The organism is Streptomyces otsuchiensis (assembly GCF_004305975.1).
Taxonomy (GTDB): Bacteria; Actinomycetota; Actinomycetes; order Streptomycetales; family Streptomycetaceae; genus Streptomyces; species Streptomyces otsuchiensis.
The window spans coordinates 1-7,649 of sequence record NZ_BHZI01000274.1; the positions used below are offsets into that span (position 1 = coordinate 1).

5 protein-coding genes are annotated in these 7,649 nt (G+C 74.2%); 3 read left to right on the top strand and 2 right to left on the bottom strand.

The window, feature by feature from the left end:
• Positions 1 to 226: 226 nt before the first annotated feature.
• Positions 227 to 670, bottom strand: a complete 444-nt coding sequence (locus E0D90_RS21290; protein ID WP_103502838.1) for a MarR family winged helix-turn-helix transcriptional regulator — start codon at positions 668 to 670, stop codon at positions 227 to 229.
• Positions 671 to 840: 170 nt separating this feature from the next.
• Here E0D90_RS21290 and E0D90_RS21295 point away from each other — a divergent pair, with 170 nt between their 5' ends.
• The 3 genes from E0D90_RS21295 (at position 841) to E0D90_RS21305 (ending at position 4,257) form a co-directional block, all read left to right on the top strand.
• Positions 841 to 1,050 carry a hypothetical protein gene (locus tag E0D90_RS21295; RefSeq protein WP_103502839.1) on the top strand — a complete coding sequence of 70 codons (210 nt, stop codon included), beginning with the start codon at positions 841 to 843 and terminating at the stop codon, positions 1,048 to 1,050.
• Positions 1,051 to 1,254: 204 nt separating this feature from the next.
• A complete protein-coding gene (locus E0D90_RS21300) occupies positions 1,255 to 1,584 on the top strand; it encodes a DUF2530 domain-containing protein (RefSeq protein ID WP_130799685.1) in 330 nt (109 codons plus the stop codon).
• Positions 1,585 to 1,761: 177 nt separating this feature from the next.
• Entirely contained in the window at positions 1,762 to 4,257 is a 2,496-nt protein-coding gene (locus E0D90_RS21305; RefSeq protein WP_130799686.1) for an HAD-IC family P-type ATPase, read from the top strand.
• A gap of 65 nt (positions 4,258 to 4,322) precedes the next feature.
• Here E0D90_RS21305 and E0D90_RS21310 read toward each other — a convergent pair whose 3' ends face one another.
• Positions 4,323 to 7,553 (bottom strand): sacsin N-terminal ATP-binding-like domain-containing protein, encoded by a 3,231-nt coding sequence (locus tag E0D90_RS21310; RefSeq protein WP_130799687.1) that lies wholly within the window; start codon positions 7,551 to 7,553, stop codon positions 4,323 to 4,325.
• Positions 7,554 to 7,649 lie beyond the last annotated feature (96 nt).

Sequence of the window (7,649 nt, forward strand, 5' to 3'; positions counted from 1 at the left end):
GGGTGGCTTCACCGGTGCCGGGCCGGTCCGGCTCGGGGGCCCCGGCGCCGGGGCCGGGAGCTGCTGCGCCCGGGACACCGGCGGTGGCGTCTCCGGGCTGGGGTTCGGACGGCTGGGGTTCGGGCGGCTGGGGATCGCGGGCGGACGACGGTCCGGGTCCCGGACTCAAGGGAACTCTCCTTCTGCGCCGGCCAGGCGGCGCCGATGTGCGCTGTTCTTGCGGCTCCTACAGGTGCGCGAGTTTGTGCAGTACCGGGGCGGCGGTGCGGAGGATCTCCCTCTCCTCCTCGCTGAGCTGGCCGGCCAACTCCGTCAGCCAGGCGTTGCTCTGGCTGCGGCTCGCTTCGAGCATGGCTTCGGCTTGTTCCGTGGGCGTGACGGTCTTCTGGCGACGGTCCTCCGGATGCGGCTCCAGCCGCACCAGCCCACGTTCCTGGAGCTGTCCGATGATCCGGGTCATGGACGGCGGCTGGACGTGCTCCTTGCGGGCGAGTTCGCCCGGCGTCATGGCTCCGCACCGGTAGAGGGTGCCGAGGGCGGACAGCTCGGCGAGACCGAGCGACCGGTCCACCCGCTGGTGCCGGAGTCGGCGGGCCAGCCGCATGACCCCGACACGCAGGGTGTTCACGGCGACAGCGTCCTGGGGGCTCACGCCCGGGGATTCCGGCATGCCGTCCAGCCTATCTCATTAGCTTGGCTAACGAACTACCAATTCAACATCAGCCTGCCCGGAAGTGACCTTCCTCACGTCACCGCACGCACGCCCCAACATTCACCCCTTCGAGTGAGGAGGCCGGGGAACTCTCGCGCCGCGCCGGGGGCGGGCGGGACCGTGGGTGAATGACATCGAGAGTGCTGAGCTTTCGCATAGACGGAGCCCTGATGGACCGGCTGACCCAGCACGCCGCCCGCCGGGGCATGACCCTCCAGGAGTACGTCGCGCGCACCCTGGTCCGCGAGGACTTCGACGAGCGTTTCCACGACGCGGTGGAACGCACCGAAAGACTCGACGGCCGCGGCTCCACGGGCCGCGTGGGCCAGGACGCCTGACGTCCGGCAGCCCCGGCGCACGCCCCTTCCCCGGGGCGCCCTGGTGCGCGCCGCTCCGGGGGCGCACGCCGGGTCGCGCCCGCCCTCGGCGCGGGCCGGACCGCCGACTACCCTGAGCGCAGGGCCGGAACGGCCGCCCCCGGTGGTCACACCGGCAGCGGCGGCGACCGGAGCGGCGACACGGCGGAAGGCGGGGACGGACGGATGCGCTGGGGCGAACTGACCAGCGGCAAGCGGGAGGCACCCGCGCCGCTGGAGGGCAACATCACCGCCGTGGTGGGCGCCGGCACCGCCCTGTGGGCGGTCGCGTTCCTCGTCCAGCTGCCGTTCTACGGCCAGTACGCCGACGACGGCCGCACCCAGTGGATCTGGACCTGTCTGGCCGGGGTCGGTCTCGGCTTCTTCGGCCTCTGGTACAACAGCCGCCGCGTGGCGGCGATCCGCCGCGACGCCGAACGGGCGGAACGCGCCGCCGACGGCCAGGGCGACGCCGCCCCCGGCGGGAACGACGGCCCGGACACCGACCGCCCCTGAGACGCCCGAAAGGCGAAGCGCGCGGGCCGTGACACACCCGGACCCTGACGCGCCCGGCCGCACCGGCCGGCCCGAACACGCGCCGGCCGCGGCAGGCACAGGATCCACCCCCGGCGTCCTCTACCCGGACACGCCCCGACTACGCACACGGGCGCACATCCTCGTAGGGTCTGCTTCATGATGCAGACGGAGGCGGGGGCGGCTGTGAGCGCGCGCGGACTCACCAGTGCCGAAGTGGACGAGCGGGTAGCGCGAGGGCAGGTCAACGACGTCCCCGCGCGGTCCTCGCGGTCCACCGGGGAAATCGTTCGCGGGAACGTCTTCACCCTCTTCAACGGCATCATCGGAGTGCTGTTCGCCATCATCCTGGTCGTCGGCCCCATCCAGGACGGCCTGTTCGGGTTCGTGATCATCGCGAACGCGGGGATCGGCATCGTCCAGGAGCTGCGCGCCAAGAAGACGCTGGACAGCCTGGCGGTGATCGGGGAGGCACGGCCCAAGGTCCGCCGGGACGGCGTGCCGGTGGAGGTGACCACCCGCGAGATCGTCCTCGACGACGTGGTGGAGCTGGCCCCGGGCGACAAGGCCGTCGTCGACGGCGTCGTCACCGAGGCCGACAACCTGGAGATCGACGAGTCGCTGCTCACCGGCGAGGCCGACCCGGTCCTCAAGAAGGCCGGCGACCCGGTGATGTCCGGCAGCTTCGTGGTATCCGGAGGCGGCGCCTTCCGTGCCACCAAGGTCGGACGGGAGGCGTACGCGGCGCGCCTGGCGGAGGAGGCGTCCCGCTTCACGCTGGTCCACTCGGAGTTGCGCAGCGGCATCAGCAAGATCCTGAAGTTCTGCATCATGCTGATGATCCCGGCCGCGATCGGCCTGATCATCAGCCAGCTGGTGGTGGAACGCGCCGATACCTTCGAGGCGATCCGGCGCATGGTCGCCGGCATCGTGGTGATGGTCCCCGAGGGCCTGGTGCTCATCACCTCGATGGCGTTCGCGATCGGGGTCATCCGGCTGGGCCGCAAGCAGTGCCTGGTACAGGAACTGCCGGCGATCGAGGGCCTCGCCCGCGTCGACGTGGTCTGCCTGGACAAGACCGGCACCCTCACCGAGGGCGGCATGGACGTCACCGACCTGCGGCTGCTGGCCGCGCCCGACGGCGACGCGGCGGCCTCGGACGGCGACGAGGAGTACGTCCGCCGGGTACTCGGCGCGCTCGGCGCCTCCGACCCACGGCCCAACGCCAGCCTCAAGGCCATCATCGACGCCTACCCGGAGCCGGAGGGCTGGCGCGCCGGGGAGGCGCTGCCGTTCTCCTCCGCCCGCAAGTACAGCGGCGCGCGCCTCGCCGAGCCGGACGGAGCGGAGGCGACCTGGCTGCTGGGCGCGCCCGACGTACTGCTGGCCGACGGCCATCCGCAGCTCGACGCCGTGGAGGAACTGAACCGGCAGGGCCTGCGCGTGCTGCTGCTGGCCCGGGCGGCCCGCCCGCTGGAGGAGCTTTCCCGGCGGGACGTCGACACCGACCCCTCGCGGGACGTCTCGGCCGTCGCGCTGATCGTGCTCGACCAGCGGCTGCGCCGCGAGGCCCCGGACACGCTGCGGTACTTCGAGGACCAGCAGATCGACACCAAGATCATCTCCGGTGACAACGCGGTCTCCGTCGGCGCCGTCGCCGCCAAGCTGGGGCTGCCCGGAGCGGACTCCCCGATCGACGCCCGGAAGCTGCCGACCGACCCGGAGAAGATGGCGGAAGCCGTCGAGCGCGGCTCGGTCTTCGGCCGGGTCTCGCCGCAGCAGAAACGCGACATGGTCGCGGCGCTCCAGGCACGCGGTCACAACGTGGCGATGACCGGCGACGGCGTCAACGACGTCCTGGCGCTCAAGGACGCGGACATCGGCGTCTCCATGGGCGCGGGGTCGGAGGCCACCAAGGGCGTCGCACAGATCGTGCTGCTCAACAACAGCTTCGCCACGCTGCCCTCGGTGGTGGCGGAGGGCCGACGGGTCATCGGCAACATCGAGCGGGTCGCCAACCTCTTCCTCACCAAGACCGTCTACTCGGTCTTCATGGCGTTCGCGGTGATCATCAGTCAGGTCCCGTACCCGTTCCTGCCACGCCACCTGACCCTGCTGTCGGCGTTCACCATCGGCATCCCGGCGTTCTTCCTGGCCCTGGCGCCGAACATCGAACGGGCCCGGCCGCACTTCGTCCGGCGGGTGCTGCGGCTGGCCATCCCCTTCGGTCTGATCGCGGGGATCGCGACCTTCACCACCTACCTGCTGGCGCGGCACCACTACGGCGCGACATCGGACACCCTGACGGCGGAGACCTCCGCCGCCACGCTGACGCTCTTCCTCTGCGCGATGGGCGTCCTGGCGATCATCGCCCGCCCGTACACCTGGTGGCGGCTGGGCCTGCTGCTCTGCATGGGCGGCGGGTTCCTCGTGGTGCTGGTGACGCCGTGGCTGCGGGAGTTCTTCGCACTGGACCTCGTCGGCAGCACCATGCCGCTGCTCGCCGTGGGCATCGCCGGGGCCGCCCTGGTCCTGCTGGAACTGTCCTGGCGGCTCGTACCGCGCCGCTTCCCGGACCGCCCGGAGGAGGCGCACGGCCCCCTCGTGGAGAAGCACCCGGCGAAGACGCCCAGCGCGGAGCCGGCCGGCCGATAGAGCCGGACAGCGCCGTACCGTCCCGGTCCGGGACGGTACGGCGTTGTGGACCGAGCGACGCCTGGTCAGTCGAACCAGCGGGCGGTTTCCAGTTCGGCGGTGCGGGTCGGGTCCTCCAGCAGGGCGGCGAGTTCGAAGCGGCGGGGCCACTGGCCGACGGCCCAGGCCAGGCCGGCGGCGACGCCCTCCACGGTGGCGGCGTGCACCGTCCCCGCGTGCAGTCGCCAGTCCAGCGCGACCCCGTCGACGGTCAGCTCGTCGTGTTCCCGGTAGGCGGCCGGAGTGTCCGGGCCAAGGAGTGCGCGGGCGGCGTCGGGGACCGGGTGTTCGGTGCCCGGGTCGGCGACGGGGGCCGGCAGTTCAGCGGAGAGCAGTGGCACATCCAGCACCGCGGCCAGGGCAGCCGCGAGGCGGGGGGCGACCGGCAGGAGCGGGCGGTCCCCTGCGAGGGGCAGCAGGTCGGGGGCGTCGGCGACGGCGGCGTCGGCGGCCGGGACCACCACGGTCTCGCCGTCCACCACGGCCCGCACCTCGTCCGGCAGGGTGACCTGCTCGGGGTCCAGTTCGGCGAGGAGGCTGTAGAGGCCGTGCAACTGGGCCGGTTCGACGTCGAGTTCCGGGTCGGCGAGCCGGCCGAGGAGTTCGGCCGCTCCGCCGGGCTCGTCCAGCAGCGCCGGGGCGCTGGTGCGTACTCCGAGGGCGCGGAGCACCTCGGGGTCGGCATCGGCGGTGTCGGCGGCCTCGTAGAGCCCTTCCAGCAGCGGGTCGCCCCCGGCGGCGCGCAGCCCGGCGGGACGCCGGCCGTCGAGGACGGGCGCGCCGCGCAGCCACCAGGCTGCGTAGGGGCGCGCGGTGGCGGTGGAGCCATCGGGCATCCGTACCCGCAGGGGGCGGGTGAGCGCGTCCCGCAGGGGCGGCTCGGAGAGCAGGGCGAGGACGCGGGGCCACTGGTCGTCGTCGACGAGTTCCAGGTCGCGGATGCCCAGCATCTCGGCTGCGACCGGCGGGAGTTCGGCGTGCGGGAGGGCGTCGAGGGTGTCCTCGCACCAGACGTCGACGGCGTCCAGGAGCCCCGCGTCGTCCGGCTCGGGGATCTCGGACTCCCCGGGCACCAACTCGTCGGGGTCGAGCACCACATCGGTCGCGCGGACCAACGGGAACACGGCCTGCACGCCGACGGCGGTCAGCGGACCCTCGCCCCAGCGGTCGGCGAGTTCCCGTGCGCAGGAGGCGAGTTCACCCTCGCGGATGACCTGCTGGAAGGTGCTTCCGGGGTAGACCAGTTCGTAGGCGGGGACGGTCTCGCCGTCCTCGTCGGGCAGCGGCAGCGCCGCCAGCCAGGGCAGTTCGCCCGGTTCCAGTGCCGCGTCGCGCACGAGTCCGAGCACCAGCTCGGCCAACTCCTCGGCGGACAGGGCGTCCTCGTCCCAGATGCCGTCATCGTGGGCGGCGGTGATCTGCGCGCGGACCTGCGGGGTCTCCAGCACCGCGCGGGGAGTGGCGGAGGCCGCGCCCAGCTTCTCCAGCAGCGGATGGGCCGCGTCGGGGTGGGCGACGCGCAGCCCGAGGCGGGCCAGGGGCGCCGGATCGGCGCCGGGCAGCGGCAGCAGCACCTGGCGGGGGCCGATGACGGTCCGGCCGTCGGCCAGGGGGACCGGAAGACCGGTGAGCCGGTCGGGGTCGACCCCGGCCAGCGCGTCGTACAGCTGATGCCACCAGGACGGGGGCCGTTCGGCGCCCGCGACGCGGTCGATGGCCTCGCCCAGGGAGACCCGGGCGACTCCCAACAGGCGTGGCGCCGGGTGACGTTCGAGACCGGCGGGGAGCAACTGCGGGAAGAGGCCGGCCAGTACGGAGACGGTGGCCACCCCGGCGTCCTCGACGATCTCGGCCTCGGTGGCGCGCAGGGCGACCCGCGCCGGCTCCGGCGCGGTGCCGGAGCCGGCGCCGTCAGCCGTGGCGCGCCCGGTGCCGGCCACGGGGTCGCTCGCCGGCGGGTCGGCGGGGAAGTCCGGTTCGGCAGGTGAGTCGAGGGAGGCCCGGGGGTCGGGGGAGGTGAGCGAGGCGAGTGCCTCCGGGCCGCCCGCCGGCGGCAGGAACGGCACGGACGGCAGCCGGGCCATCAGCCGCTCGCGGAGCCCGGAGTCGAGGACACCGGCGCCCAGCGGCCCGGGCACCAGCTCCAGGACGCCCGTTCCGACCGGGCGCCAGCGCTCCAGCAGTCCCGCGTAGGAGTCGGCGGCCCGGTCCAGCAGGAACTCGGTGAGCGGACCGGGCGCGACCTGGCGGCGGGTGGAGTCCAGCGGGAAGGAGGCGATCAACAGGGCTGGCAGCGACAGCGGTTCACCGGTCGGCGTGGGTGCGTGCACCACCGCCTCCGCCGTGGGCCGGGCGGGCGCCCCGTCCGCTCCGACCGGCACGGCCCAGCGGACCGACCAGACGGGCCGCTCGCGTTCCTCCAGCGGCCGGTCGGCGAGGAGCGCGCCGTCGGCGCGGCCGCTGTCGCCTGCGGTCCGCCAGCGGGTGGTGCGCTCGCCCTCGGTGACGACGACGTCGTCCCCGTCGTCGGTGCGGGTCAGGGTCCGGGTACCGGCGGGGGTGACGACGGTGATGTCGGCGAGGCCGGGCAGCGCCAGCAGCAGCGGGTCGGCGACCTCGGCCAGCAGCCGGGCGGCCAGTTCCTGGGCGGCGGCGTCCCGCAGCGGCAGCGCGATCACGGTCTCGTAGCCGTCGGGCACGGTGAACGGCTCGGCGGGCAGCGGCAGGCGGAGCAGCGGGACGGCGTGCCGCCCCTCGCCGCGGCGCTCCAGTTCGGTGGCGAGCGCGGGCGTCGTGCCGGCGACGGTGCGGGTCAGCCGCAGTGCCTCGGCCAGCGACCAGCGGATGCCGCCGGTGCGGCTGTGCACGGCCGGGGTGTCGGTGACGGTGAGGGTGGCGGCGAAGCCGACGCCGAAGCGGCCGACGCTGGGCGCGTCCCGCTTGGCGGAGGCTCGCAGCGTGGACAGCGACTCGGCGCCGGCGGCGGTCAGCGGCTCGCCGGTGTTGGCGGCGGTCAGCAGCCCGTCGCCCAACTCCAGCCGCAGCCGTCCGGGGACGCCGGCGCGGGCGGCGGCGTCGGCCGCGTTCTGCGCCAGCTCCACGACGATGCGGTCCCGGTAGCCGCCGCGGGCCAGCTCCTCCTCCGCGTTGGCGTCCTCGCGGAAGCGGGCGGGTGAGGCGGCCCAGGCGTCCAGCACGGCGCCCCGCAGGCCGGCGGTGCCGAAGGGGTCGTCGGCGGTCGGGGTCCGGTCGCTCAGATCGTCAGTCACGTTCGCGACAGTACCGGGCGGCGGTGGCCGCCGAGCCCCGGCGGCGGTGACGGCCGGAGCCCGGCGGCGGTACGGGTGGGGCGG

What these genes read in the sequence shown, in the direction of transcription:
- E0D90_RS21290 (WP_103502838.1), bottom strand. Translation starts at nt 670, where the DNA reads ATGCCGGAATCCCCGGGCGTGAGCCCCCAGGACGCTGTCGCCGTGAAC.
- E0D90_RS21295 (WP_103502839.1), top strand. Translation starts at nt 841, where the DNA reads ATGACATCGAGAGTGCTGAGCTTTCGCATAGACGGAGCCCTGATGGAC.
- E0D90_RS21305 (WP_130799686.1), top strand. Translation starts at nt 1,762, where the DNA reads ATGATGCAGACGGAGGCGGGGGCGGCTGTGAGCGCGCGCGGACTCACC.
- E0D90_RS21300 (WP_130799685.1), top strand. Translation starts at nt 1,255, where the DNA reads ATGCGCTGGGGCGAACTGACCAGCGGCAAGCGGGAGGCACCCGCGCCG.